This window comes from Streptomyces hygroscopicus (assembly GCF_026168105.1).
Lineage (GTDB): Bacteria > Actinomycetota > Actinomycetes > Streptomycetales > Streptomycetaceae > Streptomyces > Streptomyces hygroscopicus_D.
The window spans coordinates 127,634-142,213 of record NZ_LBMW01000022.1; the positions used below are offsets into that span (position 1 = coordinate 127,634).

A 14,580-nucleotide genomic window follows, 5' to 3' on the forward strand; every position below is an offset into this window, starting at 1 on the left:
TGGCCGAAGCATCGGATGATTTTTTATACAGAGGGCTCGGAGACGTGTCCAGAGAAGGGACAGGGATTCCTCAAAGGGTCGTTTTTTGGCGCAGATTGGAGCAACGAGCTGGCTCACGTCGGTAGAGCTCGGCGATCTCCGGCACGAGATAGATCGGAGCTATCGCTGACCTGGGTCGCGATCGCGGGTGTGGTCGTCGGCGCCTCGTCCTCGACCACGGTGCGCCCGGCGCCGTGCTGGTCCCACCCGCTTGGGCGTGTGCTGTTCCCAACCCGCAGCGTGCTTCATCCGTTGACGCTGATCGGCGATGCTCTGTCGCAAGTCCGGGTGAGCCCACGCCTGCCGAATGGCGTACCGGCGTGGCTTTGGGCAGGTGCGGGCGGCCCTTGCTCCTACCGTCACCCGGGGAACACTCCCGATCTTGACCGTTCCGGGTCGGAGGGGTGAACCGGACAGGGCGTTCGAAGACCAGCCGCATCGCCATCGGAGAAGAGGCGCCGGCGCCGGGAGGGAGTCGCGGCATGGCCGAAGGGACGGAACCACGCCCCGATGTACAAGCTGTGGTATCCCCGAGCCCACCTGTACGCGGAATGGTATGGAGGCACCGCGGACCGTGGTGCTCCTACCGCGACAGGTATATCGGGGGTACATCGTTCGTCGACGAGTGCGTCGGCAGTGCGCTCGGCGAGCCCGCCATCCACTTTGTCCATCCCCGCAAGCTGGGATTCGGCGATGACAGCCTCGATCCTGACGAAGCCACCGCGATTGCGGCATTGCCAGGTTGTCCCGCGTCCCGCTCGATTGGGGCCATCTCGTGCACCACGTACGCCGGACGAAAGACGGCGCCGAGATGCGTTCACGCTTCTGGATGGGCGGGAAGTACGTCGCCCCCCGCGCAGGAGCCTCCCTGGACGGCGAACTCGGAACGGTCGCAGATGGTCTGAGGCGCCCCGGAGACGGACATGCCCGTGCCATGGCCGTGCACTGCTCGCAGGAGATGAACCATCTCGCAGTGTTTCTCCCGGACGTCTTCGACGAGTTCCAACGATCTGAATAGGCTCCGGTGCACGAAAATCCAGAAAGGACAGGGCGTGGCGACCCGGATCGAGGGCAGGGTGTTGCGGCGAGGGGACTACCACTACGAGAGCCGGCGCCGTGAGGCGTGCTGGCACTCGGCGGTGCCGGAACGCTACCCAGAAGTGATCGTCCTGGCGAACAACGAGGACGATGTCGTCGCCGCGGTACAGCTCGCCAGGGAGGGAGGCCTGCAGATCGCGGTGCGTTCCGGCGGCCACAGCTGGTCCGGTTCGCACCTGCGCGACGGCACGGTCCTGATCGACCTGTCGAACTTGCGGCACGTGGCGGTCGACAAGGAGGCGATGACCGCGACCGCCCAGCCCGGCATCAAAGGATCAGAGCTCAACACGCTCCTGGCAGAGCAAGACCTGTTCTTTCCCACGGGACACTGCACGGGTGTCTCCATCGGCGGCTATCTGCTGCAAGGCGGGTTCGCCTGGGCCGGACGGGACTACGGGCCGGCCTGCATGTCGGTCACCGGCATCGACGTGGTCACGGCGAACGGCGAACGGGTCCACGCCGACGAGACACAGAACGCCGACCTGTTCTGGGCGGCCCGTGGCGCCGGTCCCGGTTTCTTCGCCGTCGTGACCAGGTTCTACGTCAAGCTGTATTCCCGCAGACGGGTCACGATGAACAGCGGCTACTTCTGGCCTGCGCCTTTCGCCCAGGACGTCTACCGGTTCGTACACGAGATCGGCCGTCGGACCCCGACGGAGATCAATCTCATGTGCGTCCGCGACCCGATGACCAACCACGAGCCGCTCATCGCACTCAACGCGACGGCCTTCACCGATACCGAGGAAGAGGCCCGGGAACAACTGGCGGTCTACGAGTCCTGTCCCGCACGCTCTCACGTACTCACGACACGACTCAACGAGGTGTCGGACACGGGAACCTTGAGCCGGGTCGGCACCGATCCCCACTACGACGAGACCAAACGCTATCTGGCCGACAACATGTGGACCCACGCTTCCTTCGACGACCTCTGGCCCAACTTCGAGGCCATGCTGAAGACCTGGCCGCCGGCACCGTCGCACATGGTGGTGTTCAACTGGGGATACGAGGGACAGCCCGAACGCCCGTCGATGGCGTACTCGGTCGAGGACGATGTGTATTACGGGCTGTATGCCGCCTGGACCGATCCCGCCGACGACCAGCGGTACACAAGGTGGGTGACCGACCACATGCGAGCGTGGGAACCGTTTGCCAGTGGCATCCAGCTGGCCGACGAGAACCTGGTCAACCGCCCGTATCGCTTCGTGACCGACGAGAACCTCCGGCGGCTCGACACGCACCGCGCTGCTTGGGATCCCGAGGGGCTGTTCGTGTCCTGGCTCGGCCGACCGGTACTGCGTACCGATGCCGCAGACACCGGGGAAGTCCCGGTGGCCGGCGCGAGCGACTGAGCGGCATGGGCCGGCGGGTGAGGCAGTGCGTCGTCGGGGTCGGCCGGCGTGTTCGCCTACCTGGCCCGGTCTCCCAGTCCGGCGACACCGTGCGGGGTGCCGATTCCGGTGGGCCCGTCGTAGCCCGGGACGGCGGTGCACAGGTAGGTGCCGCCACAGGGGTCGTTGGTTCCGTAGGTGATGTCATTGAACGCCCGCGGACGCGCGTAGGGGTAGGAGTTGGGGTACGTGTTCGGGGCTGGGTTGCCTGCGAGCGCGTACATGGCGGCGACGAGCGGGGTGGACACGCTGGTGCCGCCGACGACCTGCCAGCCCTGACCGAATGTGCCGAAGGTGTCGTAGACGGCCAGGCCGGTGGCAGGGTCGGCATCTGCGGAGACGTCGTTCATGGTGCGGTTGGCGCACAGCGGATCGTGCTGGAAGGACGGCTCGGGCTCGAACCGGGAGCAGCCGGAGCCGGTTCCGCGCCAGACCGTTTCGGTCCAGCCGCGGCGGTTGTGGGCACGGTTCAGTGAAATCACTCGCTCGGCAGACCGCCCGGGCAGCCCCGTGTTCCCGGCATCAGCAGCGGCGGTTTGACGGACCGGTTTGCGCTGCGTCCGGTTCAGTCAACCGGAGCCGAACCCGGGCGATGCCGGGCGGCGCTCAACCACGGTCCTTGTCAACGCCCTGCGGTGCATGGGGACCTGGGATCTCTCCCGATCCCCGGGGGATCAGCCTGGTGGGCATGACGACGGTGCGGGGCGGGGACGTGTCCCCATGAATGCGGGCGAACAGCAGATGGGCGGCGCTCGTTCCGAGCGCGACCGGGTCCTGGGCGATGACGGTGACCGGCGGGGTCATCTGCGCGGCCAGGGTGAAGTCGTCGAAGCTGACGAACGCGATGTCGGAGGGCAGGGCGGCCAGCACCCCGAACGCAACCACGTCATTGCTGGCCAGTATCGCCGTGGGGGGCGTGGAAGCGGAGAGGATCTCCGCGACGGCTTTGGCGGCGTCCGGCACAGACCTCAGGCCGTGCCGGATGAGCGCCGGGTCCGCCTCGATGCCGGCGGCCTCCAGCGCTGCCAGGTAGCCCCGATACCGCTCGCCGACGGTCCAGATCTCCTGCTTGTCGCCGAGGTAGCCGATGTTGCGGTGGCCGTGCGCGATCAGGTGGTGGACGGCCTCCTGCACGGCGCCGAAGTTGTCCACCACCACGGTGTCCACCTCCAGCCCGCGTGCTGCCCGGTCCACGCACACGATTTTGGTGCCCCGGGACTGGGCCGAGCGCAGGAAACGGTGGCTGCCGGCGACGGGGGTGAGGATCAGCCCGTCGACGCGGCGAGCGGTGAAGGCCGCTATGAGCTCCCGCTCCCGGCGCTGGTCGTCACGGCTGGAGCCGATGAGCACCATGCTGCCGTGCCGGCGGGCGACGTCCTCGGCGGCCGATGCGACGGCGGCCATAAAGGGGTCGCCGACGTGGTCGACCATCAGCCCGATGGTCTTGCTCAACTGGTCCGTGAGGCGCAGTTGACGAGCCACGTCGTCACGCTGGTAGCCCAGCTTCCGGACGGCCGCCTCCACGCGCGCGGCGGTTTCCGGAGAGACGACCGAATCACCGTTGACGACTCGGGAAACGGTCATCACGCTGACGCCGGCTTCTGCGGCAACATCCTTCATCGTCGGCCGGGTGGCCACGCTCCGCGCCTCCCTTCGAGCATCGATACGTTAACGTTACCGCATATGCCAGTGGGTGATCTCCGGTCGCCGCCGCTTCGCTCTGCGGCCCTCCATGCCCCTTCCCGTCCGTGACGGCAGTCCCGCGCGCGGTCGCCGACTCAGGCGGTGGCATTTCGGCGCGGCTCTCGTGCGGGCATGGGGGAACAGGCCACGGCGTGCCGACAGGCACCCACGGGTTGGCTCCCGGATGCCGAACGCGGCGATCGTGCGCGGACCGTGACCGCTTTCCATGAGATCTGGTTCACATCCACCCCTTGACGCCCTCATGTGGGGCGCACAGAATCATCGCACTGTTAACGATACCAACGAGAAGGCGCAACATGGCCTCTGTGAGGGAACCGCTTCTCGCGGCACACGGCGTGGTCAAACGCTTCGGCCACGTACAGGCGTTGCAGGGCGCCGACTTCACCGCGTACGCCGGTGAAGTCGTCGGCCTGATCGGCGACAACGGTGCCGGCAAGTCGACTTTGGTGAACGTACTGTCGGGCGTCATCGCCCCTGACGACGGTGAAGTCCGCCTCGAAGGGGCGCCGGTGCGGTTCGCCGGGCCGATGGACGCGCAGCGTCACGGAGTGGAGACCGTCTACCAGGACTTGTCGATGGCACCCGACCTGGACGCCGCGGCCAATCTGTACCTCGGCAGGGAGATCCTGCGAGGCGGGCTGCTGGGCCGGCTGGGCGTGCTGGACCGGCCCACCATGCGGCGGGAGGCGGTCACTGCCTTCGCCGAACTCGGTGTCGAGCTGAAGGACATGACGGCACCGGTGGCAACGTTGTCAGGAGGTCAGCGTCAGTCGGTGGCCGTGGCCCGAGCCGTGGCGTTCGCGAACAAGGTCATCTTCATGGACGAGCCCACTGCCGCTCTGGGCGTGATGCAGCGCGCCCGCGTACTGGAGACCGTGCGGCGGGTGGCGGACCGGGGCATCTGCGTGGTGCTGATCAGCCACAACATGCCCGAGGTGCTGTCGGTGGCAGACCGCGTCGAGGTGTTGCGGCTCGGACGGCGGGTCGCCTCCTTCAACGCGGCCGACACCACGATCGAGGAACTCGTCGGGGCCATGACCGGATCGCTGGACGGCCCCGCCCACAAGGACGCGGCCCGTGGCGCGGCCGGTGCAGGTGAATCGGAGGAAGGTCGATGACCGCCGAAAGCCAGGAGATCCGGCAGACCGCAGGGGCACAGGATCCGCTCCCCTCCACCAGCGGGCGCAGCGGGTTGCCCGCGTGGCTGCGCCGCGCAGCGTCGATCAGTGAGCTGTGGACGTTCGTGATCCTCGTGGCGTTGGTCGCGTTCTTCACCCTTGCCGCGCCGGGCAAGTTCTTCACCACGTACGACCTCACACAGATCGCCGTCAATGCGGCGATCTACCTGGTGCTCGGCGTCGGTATGACGTACGTGATCATCACCGCGGGCATAGATCTCTCCATAGGCTCGGTCCTGGTCCTGGCCGCCGTGGCCGCAGGGGAGTACAACATCCACCACGGCGGGCCCGCCGCCGGCTGGGGCACGGTGGTGGTCTGCGTGCTCATCGCGCTTGCCGTCGGCACCGGGTGGGGCGCACTGCAGGGAGCGCTGGTGGCGACCGGGAAGGTTTCCCCGCTGATCGTGACGCTCGGCGGACTGGGCGCGGCGCTGGGCCTGGCCGAACTGGCCACCGGCGGCCAGGACCCGGCCGGTGCCGCCGCCACGAATCTGCAGAACACCCTCGGCTTCGGCAAACTGCTCGGCATCCCATGGCTGGTGATCCTTGCCGCGGTGGTCACCGCCGTATTCGGCGCGGTGCTGAGCGGAACGAGGTTCGGCAACTACACCCTTGCGATCGGCTCCAACCCTGCCGCCGTACGGCGCGCGGGCATCCCGGTGGGCCGGCACCTGATCAAGGTCTACGGATTGATGGGGCTGCTGGCGGGGCTGGGTGCGGTGATGTGGCTGGCCTCGTACGGCACGACGTCGATTGCCGGACACTCCACCGACAACCTCAAGGTGATCACCGCGGTGGTCCTCGGCGGCACCAGCCTGTTCGGCGGGCGCGGTTCGGTACTGGGCACGGTCATCGGCGTGTTCATCCCCGCGGTGCTCACCACCGGACTGGTCGTCATCGGGGTCCAGCAGTACTGGCAGGACGTGGCCGTGGGCGTCGTACTGGTCGCCGCCGTCTACATCGACCAGACGCGCCGGAAAAGCCGAGAACGCAGATAGCCACCCCGCACCATCCGGCATCCCACATGTGCAGCGGGGTGCACGTCCACGTAAGAACCGGCCAGGCCGATCCCCGCAACAGGGCGGGACGACCACCCGCAGTGCCGGGTGCGCATGTTAAGGAGAACAGCGTTATGTCGAGCATTCGCAGCAACCGCAGACTGCTGATGGCCGCAGGCACCGTACTGGCCCTGGCCACGACCGCCGCATGCAGTTCGTCGAGCACGAGCGGTTCGGGGTCGGCGGGCGGTGCCGCCCACAAGAAGGTCACCCTGATCACCGGTGTGAAGAGCGACCCCTTCTACATCACCATGAGCTGTGCCGCCCAGGACGAGGCCAAGGCCAAGGGCATGGACTTCAACGCCGATGGTTCAGCGCAGTGGGACGTGTCGGTCCAGCGCCCGCTGCTCGATTCCGTCGCCGCGGCCCGCCCCGACGGGCTGATGATCGCGCCGGTCGACACCGACGCCCTGACGCCTTCGCTCAAGCAGATCCAGTCGTCCGGAACCAAGGTCGCGCTCGTGGACACGGTGGTGAGCGATCCCTCGGTCGGGATCACCCGGATCTCGTCCGACAACGAGAAGGGCGGGCGGGTCGCCGCCGACGCGCTCGCCAAGCAGATGGGCGAGAAGGGCTCGGTCATCGTCATCAGTGTCAAGCCCGGCGTTTCCACCACCGACGCCCGCATCAAGGGCTTCACCGAGGAGATGGCCAAGTACCCCCGCATCAAGGTGCTGCCGACTCTCTACGACAACGACCAGCCGGCCACCGCGGCCTCGCAGATCCAGTCGACGCTGGCGGCCCACCCCGACCTGGGAGGCGTGTTCGCGGGCAACACGAACACCGGAAAGGGCATCGCCACCGGCCTCAAGCAGGCCGGCAAGCAGGGCACCGTCAAGGTCGCCGCATTCGACGCCGAACCGGACGAGGTAGCGGCGCTCAAGGACGGAACGCTTCAGGTGCTGGTCGCCCAGGATCCCGCGTCGATCGGCAAGGGGGCCGTCGACCAGCTCGCCGCCGTCTTCGACGGAAAGCCCGTCGACAAGTCGATCGGCACCAACATGGTCGCCATCACCCCTGCCAACATGAACGACGCCGGGGTCAGTAAGTACTTCTACAAGTCCGGATGCTGACGGGCCCGTGAGGGAGGACGTGGACTGCCGCCGGCCGCCGGGCTGAGCACGGCCCGGCGCCATTCGCACCCGCCGACGGGGGCCCGGTCTTCCGGATGCACGTCAGGACCCGTCGGGCTGGGGCTCGTCGCGGAGTGCGGCAAGGGTTTCGGTGACGGCGGCCTCCGCGGCGGGGGTCGGCCGCCGCAACCGGGGTGTTGCGGCGGTGGCGTTGACGATCATGCAGTACAGAAGCGATCTGCGGCTCTGGCCGTCGGGGAGCAGCCGGCAGGCGGCGGGAAGGTGCTCCTCGGCCAGGGCACCCAGCTGCCGCAGCCGGGTGTCGAGGGGGACGGGGCGGTCGGCGCAGGCGCTCACCGGTGCGGCGAAGGCCGGAACGGCCGGTGCGAGAAGCGGCAGCACCCGGCAGCGGCTTGGGCATTCGGCACATCCGGGCAGCTCACGGGGCGGGCGGGAGCCGATGGTTCGGACCAGGCCCGCACGGACCTCGGCGAGCAGGTCGACTGCCGGCCCGTCGAGGTCTGCCGCGTTCAGCCAGCCCTCGGCCAGTCGCGCCAGAATCCGGGCGGCACGGTCGCGTTCGAGGAGCCCCGCGCCGCCGTCCAGTGCGCCGAGGCCGCCCAGTCGGCGCCGGGCGGCCTGCGCGAAGGTGCAGTAGGCCAGGGCACCCCTGGGCACGGACGAGCGCCAGGCCGCCCACGCGTCCCACAACTGCTCCGGCGTACCCAGCAGCAGACGGTCGAAGAAGGGGGACAGCGCCTGGTCCGCGGCGGCCCGTGCGCTGTCCCGGTCGGCCAGGTGCAGCACGGTGCAGGGCGCCGGACAGCGGCGGCAGCCGCCGTGACGGTGCAGATACGCCCGGTCGGCTTCGGCGGGTGCGCCCGGCGGTCCCGGTGCCCGTACGGCGGGAGGCTCGTGCCGCCGCATCCTGGCCAGCACGGCCGAGCCGATCCGCTCGTCGTGGACGACGGCCTCACCGGGCGGCAGAGTGGCCAGGCGGCGGCTCTGCTGCTCGGTGAGGTTGACCGACGCGGCGACGACCGCACGGTCGTCGGCGGCGACCAGCCGGTGCAGAATCTTGACGTTGGAGTTCTTGACGATCTCCGGCGCCAGCTTGGTGGGCACTTGGTCGGCGACGACGAAGCCCTCACCGTACGCCCGCATCTCGGCCAGCATGTCGGTGAACATCGCCACCGCCTTGGCCTGCGCATCAGGGCTCTCCGCGCCGGACGGCGGCCGGGCCGCGCGCAGCAGCCGGTGGGCCTCCTCGATCAGCGTCAGATGGCGCAGTTCCTCGCCGTCCGGCGCGGAGGCCCCTCCGCGCGACTCGGCGTGCTCGTACAGGCGGCACAGCAGCAGGGCCATGACGAAGGACTTCTCCTCGTCGTCGCCGAGGTTGCGCAGCTCGATCACCGCCGGCCGGGCGAAGAGCTCCTCCACGGGCACCGAGCGCCGGGTGTCCAGGGCCATGCCCTTGGTGCCCACCACCAGGCTGCCCAACCGGGAGCGCAGTGCGGCGCCAAGGTTCTGGTGGACCTCGCGTCCGTAGGCGCGGCGCTCCAGAACGTCCTCGATCTTGTCCTGGAGTTCCCTGACGGTCGGGGTGAGCGCCGCGACGTCCGGTGCGGAGGGACGCGGGCCGAGCAGGTCGTTGGCGGAGGTGTGCAGGTCCCAGCCACGCTCGGTGTAGACCTCGAGCATCGCGTCCTCGAGGACGTACGACATGCCGGCGAACATGGGGAAGGACGCGTTGAACACCGCCTTGAGCAGGTCGATGTGCCGTGAGAGCGGTACGGAGGCGAGCGGGGCGAACGGGTTGAGACGCAGCGGCAGCGGGGCGTCCGGGCCGATGCCGTAGACACGTAGTCCGCCCTTGAGGGCGGGGTGCTGGGCGAGATGGCGGTACTCCGCCTTGGCGGGCTCGATGACCAGGAACGGCACTCCCAGTTCGGTGTACGCCTCGACCAGCAGGTTCTTGGCCGTGGTGGTCTTGCCGTAACCGGTCATCCCGGTGATGAAGACATGCCTGTTCAGCGCCCGGCCGGAGACGGTGACGTGCTGGTGCTCGCCGCCCTGCGCGTCGGTGAGGCGCCCGATGGTCACGGCCTTCGGCTCCGGTGGTGGGGCGGAGAGGGCGAACTCGGCGACGTCGTGCATCGGCAGTCCGGCCACCGGGCCGCGCGGAAGCCCTACGAGGACCGCGAGTTCGGTGGAGGTCAGGCAGGTCGCCAGGGCGTCGAAGGCGGGACCCAGGGGATGTCCGATGCCGCCGGACGCGGGCGCCAGGGGCAGGATTCGGCCGTGCAGGGCCGCGTTGCGGAGAGTGGCCGACGGCAGCCGAAGCACCCTCAGCGGATCGAGGGCGGTGGCTTCGCCGCTGCAGGTGCCGCGCAGTGCCCCCGCCAGGGCCTCGAGGGTGCCCTCACCGTCGGCCGCCAGGTAGACGGCGGTGCGCCACCAGCCCTGGGCACGGGCGGTCTCCAGCCGGTCGATGTGCTGCTGGAGCAGTTTCTCGCAGGCCTCGGCAGTGGCGTTCAGCAGATCCGCGCTGTGGCTCCGGGAGGTCGAGACTCCCTTGGAGGTCTGGGAGGTGCCGCGCGGACCGCCGGCGATCGCGGCGAGCTGAAGGGCCGACGGAGCGGCGGCTGCCAGTGGGCGCACGGCCGGGAAGACCCCGGCGATGGAGCAGAACATGGCGATCGCGGTGAGGCAGGCCGGCAGGCCCGCATCGAGTCCGGCGGCCTCGGTGGTGGAGGCGGAGCTGGTCTCCCCCTGCTGGCTGACGACGGTGTGCCGGACGAGTGCGTGGATTTCGCTGCGCAAGCGACGGCAGCGGTCGAGGGTGCGGTCGAGCTCCATGGGGGTGAGGGGTTCGGCTGCGACCACCACGGCATAGCGGCGATCGCCGACGGCTGCGGCGAGGCGGTCCAGGGACTGAAAGGCTGCGGGGCCCCGGCCATGGGCCGGGGCGGGGATACCGGTGACCAGGGCGAGGGCCGGAGCGGTACGGAGAAACGAGGCCAGCTCGGCATGGGAACCCTCCTCGCAGGAGGCGGGTGGGCCGAGTTCGAGTCCGGGGACGTGGGCGCGCAGCACTCCGGCCTGGCCCTGGAGGAAGTCCTCGGTGGAGCCTCGTGAGACGCCCGCGAGGCGGCGCCCGCCCCAGTGGATGCGGTGCCGGCTGCCGTCGCCGTGAACAGCCACGCTGAGCAGATGGCCGCCGCTGTGGCAAGCGGTGAGGACGTGCGGGACGGCGGCGCCCCAGCCGGTGTCGGCGGATGGGCGACCAAGGGCGCGGATCTCGTGCAGCAGCGGGCGGGGGCCGTCGGCGGACGCGGGTTTGACGGTCCATCGGGTGGGATCGAAGTCGGTGAGGTAGCGGCGCTCCAGCAGCCCGAGCAGCAGTTGCGGCATGGCCTCGGGGAAGGCGGCCGACCCGACCAGCGCCTCCATGGCACCGGTCGGGCTTCCGGATACGCCGGGCGCAGGGACCTGCGCGGGAAGCTGAGGCAGCGGTCCGGGGACGGCTGGGTGCTTGGACGTCATCGTGGCTCCGGCTTGCGTGAGGTCGTCATGGGGCGCAGTGGATGCGGGATCGGTGCGTCGACGGGCTGACGAAGGTGCAGGGCCGCCATGGTCTGCCCAACATCGCGGCGGACCAGTGGCTTTCCCGGACGGCGGGCTTCGCCCGTGGCACCGCGAACCGCGGTGCCGACACGGCGGTCCGCTGCCGCCGAACGGCGGGGTGTCATCCCCACGACTCCGGGGTGGAGGTCCAGCGCTCCCAGGGCGGGAGGTGGTCGAGGCCTGCGGATGCGGTGGCGCCGTCGGTGGGGCCGGGGTCCGTGGAAGTGGTGGCCGGCGCCGGTGCGCCGTCGTGTGCAGGCGCCGACAGCCGGACGCGGAACTCCGGCCAGTAGGCCGCGCCCGCGGCCAGGTCGGCCGCGGGCGCGGGGCTGCGCCACACCGGGGCGAGCGTCGTCAGGGCGTCGCGAAGGAAGGGCCATACCCCGCCGACACCTCCGAGCAGGACCAGCTCGGCGTCCGGCGCGGCACCCTGCGCCAGGGCGTGGGCCTCGCCGACGGTCCCGGCCACCTCCGGCCGTCCGGCCAGCTCGTCCCGGTGCAGGGCGAGCGGGGTGAACAGCCGGTCCGCCAGCGGGCCGTGCCAAGGTACGGCCGCCTCGGCGTCCAGCAGGCCGGCGCACTCCAGGGCCGCGTCCAGCAGGGCGAGCAGGTCGCGGGCAGGGGTGCTCTCGTCGCAGCGGGCCAGCACCTCACGGGCGACCAGGTCCGTCCACGGACCGGCGCCCGCCCCGTGGACGGCGTCGGCCGCACGGCGGTCGAGCAGCGGCTGCCCGTCGACGTGCACCACCTGGTAGGGCGCGAGCACCGTCCACTGCTCCCCGCACACCACGGCCAGCACCGTCGCCCGTTCGGGCGGCACCGCACCGCCCTCCGCCAGCCAGCGGCAGACCAGGGCATCGGTGGCGCCGATCCGTGACGGTCTGCCGAAGCCGGACTTCTCGCAGCGCTGTTCGACGTCCGCGGGGGCCCCGGGAGCCGTGCATACGACGGTGTGGCAGCCGAGCGTGGGTGTGGTGCCGGCGAGCCCCAGATAGCGGGCGGTGCGCCGGTGCACGCCGCGCAGGAAGCCCTCGGACCAGGGGTCGCTGCGCCAGTCGGCGAGCTGTTCCGCAGTGGCGGGCCCGTCCCGCAGCAGCTGTTCGGCTGCCGCGCTGCCCCAGGCGTCGCCGGTACGGGCGTTGGGGATCAGGGTCCGACGGCCGTCGCCGAGCAGGGACAGCCGGGCGGCCCCGGGCCTGCCCTCACGGAGCGCCAGGACGCTGCGCGTGTACTGGATATCGATGCCGAGGACGTCGGTCACAGGCTTCCTCCGCAGATCTCCAGGCAGGCGGTGAGGTGCCCGTGCAGTGCCTCCAGGACGGTGAGCGGGTGAGGGTCGGGGTCCTTGGGGGCGGGGGTGAGTGGGCGGCAGGCGCTCCCCAGCACCTGGAGGACGTGGCTTCGCCGGCTGCCGGCGTGCCGTCCGGCCAAGGCCGCGGCGGCCAGGATGTTGGCCCGCGTCCGTTCCCGGTCGGGGACGGCGGACTCGGCGGCCTCCTTGGCCCGTTCGACAGAGTCGGCCGCCGCGTTGACGACATGGTCGATGGTGCGCAGGGCCTTGGCCGACAGCGAGGGCATCATCGAGCCGATCCGCCCGCTGACCGTGCGTCCGAGGCTGTCCGTGCGCAGTTCGGGCAGGCGACCGGCGAGCCTGCCCGGCACTTCGACGGTGACCGGGGGAGGCCGCAGCACCTCGGTCAGCCGCCGGGTCTCCGCCTCGGTGAGGGCAGCGTGCCGGGTGGCGGCGGCGCTCCGGGACAGCGTACGGGCCAGGGTGGCGGCCAGTTCGGCGGATGCCTGCCGGAGATGCTCGGTGAGGATCTGCCCATAGCTTCCGTCGCGCTGCACCGGACCGGTCGTCAGCAGCTTTGCGACCTGGTCACCGCAGGCGCGGGCACGTACCTCCCAATCCCGTGCGCAATCGTCGAGGGTACGCCCCACCTGGGAGCGGAACTGCTCGGCCAGGGTGGTGAGTTCGGACCGCAGCAGGTCGTTGCGGGCGCGTTGCTGTTCCAGGAGTGACCGCTCTTCACGGATCCGGAAGGCGGCCTCGTCGATCAGGGGGCGCAGCAGCGCCGCCGCACGCGCCCGCCGGGCGGCCGCCACGGCCGGGTCGGCGGCGCGGCTGATCCGCTCGAGCAGGGCGTGGGTCTCGGGTCCGCCGAAGTGGGTGGGGTCGGCGGCGGCCCCGCGTGCGCTGACGAAGACGAGTCCGGTGGGCAGCCCGCCGTCCAGTGCGTTCTCGAGCCGAGCCTTGTGGTGGTCGGCCCTGGTGGCCAGGAAGCGCTGCCACTGCTCGGGGGTGTCCTCGGGGAGGAAGACGTTGACCAGCAGTGCCACCGAGTCCGTTCCGTGACGTTCGCGGTGGGCCCGGAGGAAGTCCTCCTCGACGGTGGAGATCGGCTGCCGGGAGTTGACGACCCAGACCAGCAGGTCGGCGTGGGCGGCGACCTCCGCGGCCCGGGCGGTCATGGCGTCGGTGTCGTTGATGCCGGGTGAGTCGACCCAGCGCACCCGGTCCGGCACCGGGGAGTCCGCCAGTTCGATCAGCACCCGGCAGGGCCCCTCCAGCACCTCTCGGCGGTAGTCGCCGTCTGCGGCGATCAGTGAGACGGCCTCGGCGATGGACTCGGTGGTGCAAGGCAGTTCCGTGCGGCCACCCGCGCGCACGACGATGACGCGGTCGGCGGGTCCACCACTGATCACGCAGGGGACTCCGGTCTCCGGGAAGTCGTTGACCGGCAGCAGCGGGCGGCCGATGAGCAGGTTGAGCAGGCTGGACTTGCCGGCGCTGAAGTGGCCGCCGAAGACCACCGTGGTGGTCCGCGCGGCCAGCACGGTCCGTACCCGCTCGAGCTCGGTGGTGAACCGGTCTCGGTAGGAGACGCCGTGGTGTCGTGCGAGCTGTTCGGACAGGGCCGACGGCAGTGCCGCCGCCGGCCGTGCGGTACTCCGTGTCCCCGTCACCGGCTCACACCTGCTGTGCGGTGGTGAGGGCCTTCTGCAACTGGAGCAGATGCCCGGAGACCGCGGTTTTGGCCTCGTCGAGCCGGGTCAGGGCCTGGTCGCGCTCATGCTGGTCGCGCTGCTTCTCCTCGACCATGGCCCGGATGTTGTTCTCCTCCTCCTCGATGGCCGCGCTGATCTCGTTGGTGACCAGGTTCTCCAACTCCTCGAAGCCCGCCCGGACGCGCTCGGTGAGCTGCGGGCCGAGCTGTACCGGCAGGTCGCGCAGCCCCCCGTCGGCGTCTTCGATCGCCCTGCGCTTGAGGCGCTTCTCCAGGTTGAGGCTGCCCGCGCCCATGCTGCCCAGGAGCGAGGCGGCCAGCAGCGCCGGGACCACGACCGGCGCGGCGGGGCTGACGCCGAGCAGGCCGAGCACGAAGGCCGCGCCCAGGGCGCCGCCCGCGCCGCC

At 70.3% G+C, this 14,580-nt stretch carries 10 protein-coding genes and 1 pseudogene; 5 read left to right on the top strand and 6 right to left on the bottom strand.

Annotation, left to right across the window (positions count from 1 at the left end; translation table 11 throughout):
- Window positions 1–590: 590 nt before the first annotated feature.
- Both AAW14_RS39795 and AAW14_RS21810 read left to right on the top strand, forming a co-directional pair.
- A pseudogene (locus AAW14_RS39795) lies at window positions 591–1,057 on the top strand (DAPG hydrolase family protein).
- 34 nt (window positions 1,058–1,091) lie between these two features.
- Window positions 1,092–2,486: an FAD-binding oxidoreductase gene (locus tag AAW14_RS21810; protein ID WP_265565596.1), complete on the top strand. Its 1,395-nt coding sequence runs from the start codon at window positions 1,092–1,094 to the stop codon at window positions 2,484–2,486.
- Window positions 2,487–2,542: 56 nt separating this feature from the next.
- Here AAW14_RS21810 and AAW14_RS21815 read toward each other — a convergent pair whose 3' ends face one another.
- Both AAW14_RS21815 and AAW14_RS21820 read right to left on the bottom strand, forming a co-directional pair.
- Window positions 2,543–3,007, bottom strand: coding sequence for a hypothetical protein (locus tag AAW14_RS21815; protein ID WP_265565597.1), 465 nt, complete (start codon window positions 3,005–3,007; stop codon window positions 2,543–2,545).
- 124 nt (window positions 3,008–3,131) lie between these two features.
- Window positions 3,132–4,145, bottom strand: coding sequence for a LacI family DNA-binding transcriptional regulator (locus AAW14_RS21820; RefSeq protein ID WP_265565610.1), 1,014 nt, complete (start codon window positions 4,143–4,145; stop codon window positions 3,132–3,134).
- 389 nt (window positions 4,146–4,534) lie between these two features.
- Between AAW14_RS21820 and AAW14_RS21825 the strand changes: the two genes are divergently transcribed.
- From AAW14_RS21825 to AAW14_RS21835, 3 genes are all read left to right on the top strand, one after another.
- A complete protein-coding gene (locus tag AAW14_RS21825; protein WP_322741091.1) occupies window positions 4,535–5,347 on the top strand; it encodes an ATP-binding cassette domain-containing protein in 813 nt (270 codons plus the stop codon).
- Window positions 5,344–6,405 carry an ABC transporter permease gene (locus AAW14_RS21830; RefSeq protein ID WP_265565599.1) on the top strand — a complete coding sequence of 354 codons (1,062 nt, stop codon included), beginning with the start codon at window positions 5,344–5,346 and terminating at the stop codon, window positions 6,403–6,405. The genes AAW14_RS21825 and AAW14_RS21830 overlap by 4 nt, the downstream gene beginning before the upstream one ends.
- Before the next feature lie 134 nt (window positions 6,406–6,539).
- Window positions 6,540–7,538, top strand: coding sequence for an ABC transporter substrate-binding protein (locus tag AAW14_RS21835; protein ID WP_265565600.1), 999 nt, complete (start codon window positions 6,540–6,542; stop codon window positions 7,536–7,538).
- Window positions 7,539–7,640: 102 nt separating this feature from the next.
- Here the strand turns inward: AAW14_RS21835 and AAW14_RS21840 are convergent, their stop codons facing one another.
- The 4 genes from AAW14_RS21840 to AAW14_RS21855 all read right to left on the bottom strand — a co-directional run.
- Window positions 7,641–11,084, bottom strand: coding sequence for an ATP-binding protein (locus AAW14_RS21840; protein WP_265565601.1), 3,444 nt, complete (start codon window positions 11,082–11,084; stop codon window positions 7,641–7,643).
- A 202-nt stretch (window positions 11,085–11,286) separates the two neighbouring features.
- Window positions 11,287–12,426, bottom strand: coding sequence for a hypothetical protein (locus AAW14_RS21845; RefSeq protein ID WP_265565602.1), 1,140 nt, complete (start codon window positions 12,424–12,426; stop codon window positions 11,287–11,289).
- Window positions 12,423–14,132, bottom strand: a complete 1,710-nt coding sequence (locus AAW14_RS21850; RefSeq protein ID WP_265565603.1) for a dynamin family protein — start codon at window positions 14,130–14,132, stop codon at window positions 12,423–12,425. Before AAW14_RS21850 ends, AAW14_RS21845 begins: the two co-directional genes overlap by 4 nt.
- 4 nt (window positions 14,133–14,136) lie before the next feature.
- Window positions 14,137–14,580 (bottom strand): hypothetical protein (locus AAW14_RS21855; RefSeq protein WP_265565604.1); only part of this gene is annotated, 444 nt, incomplete at its 5' end.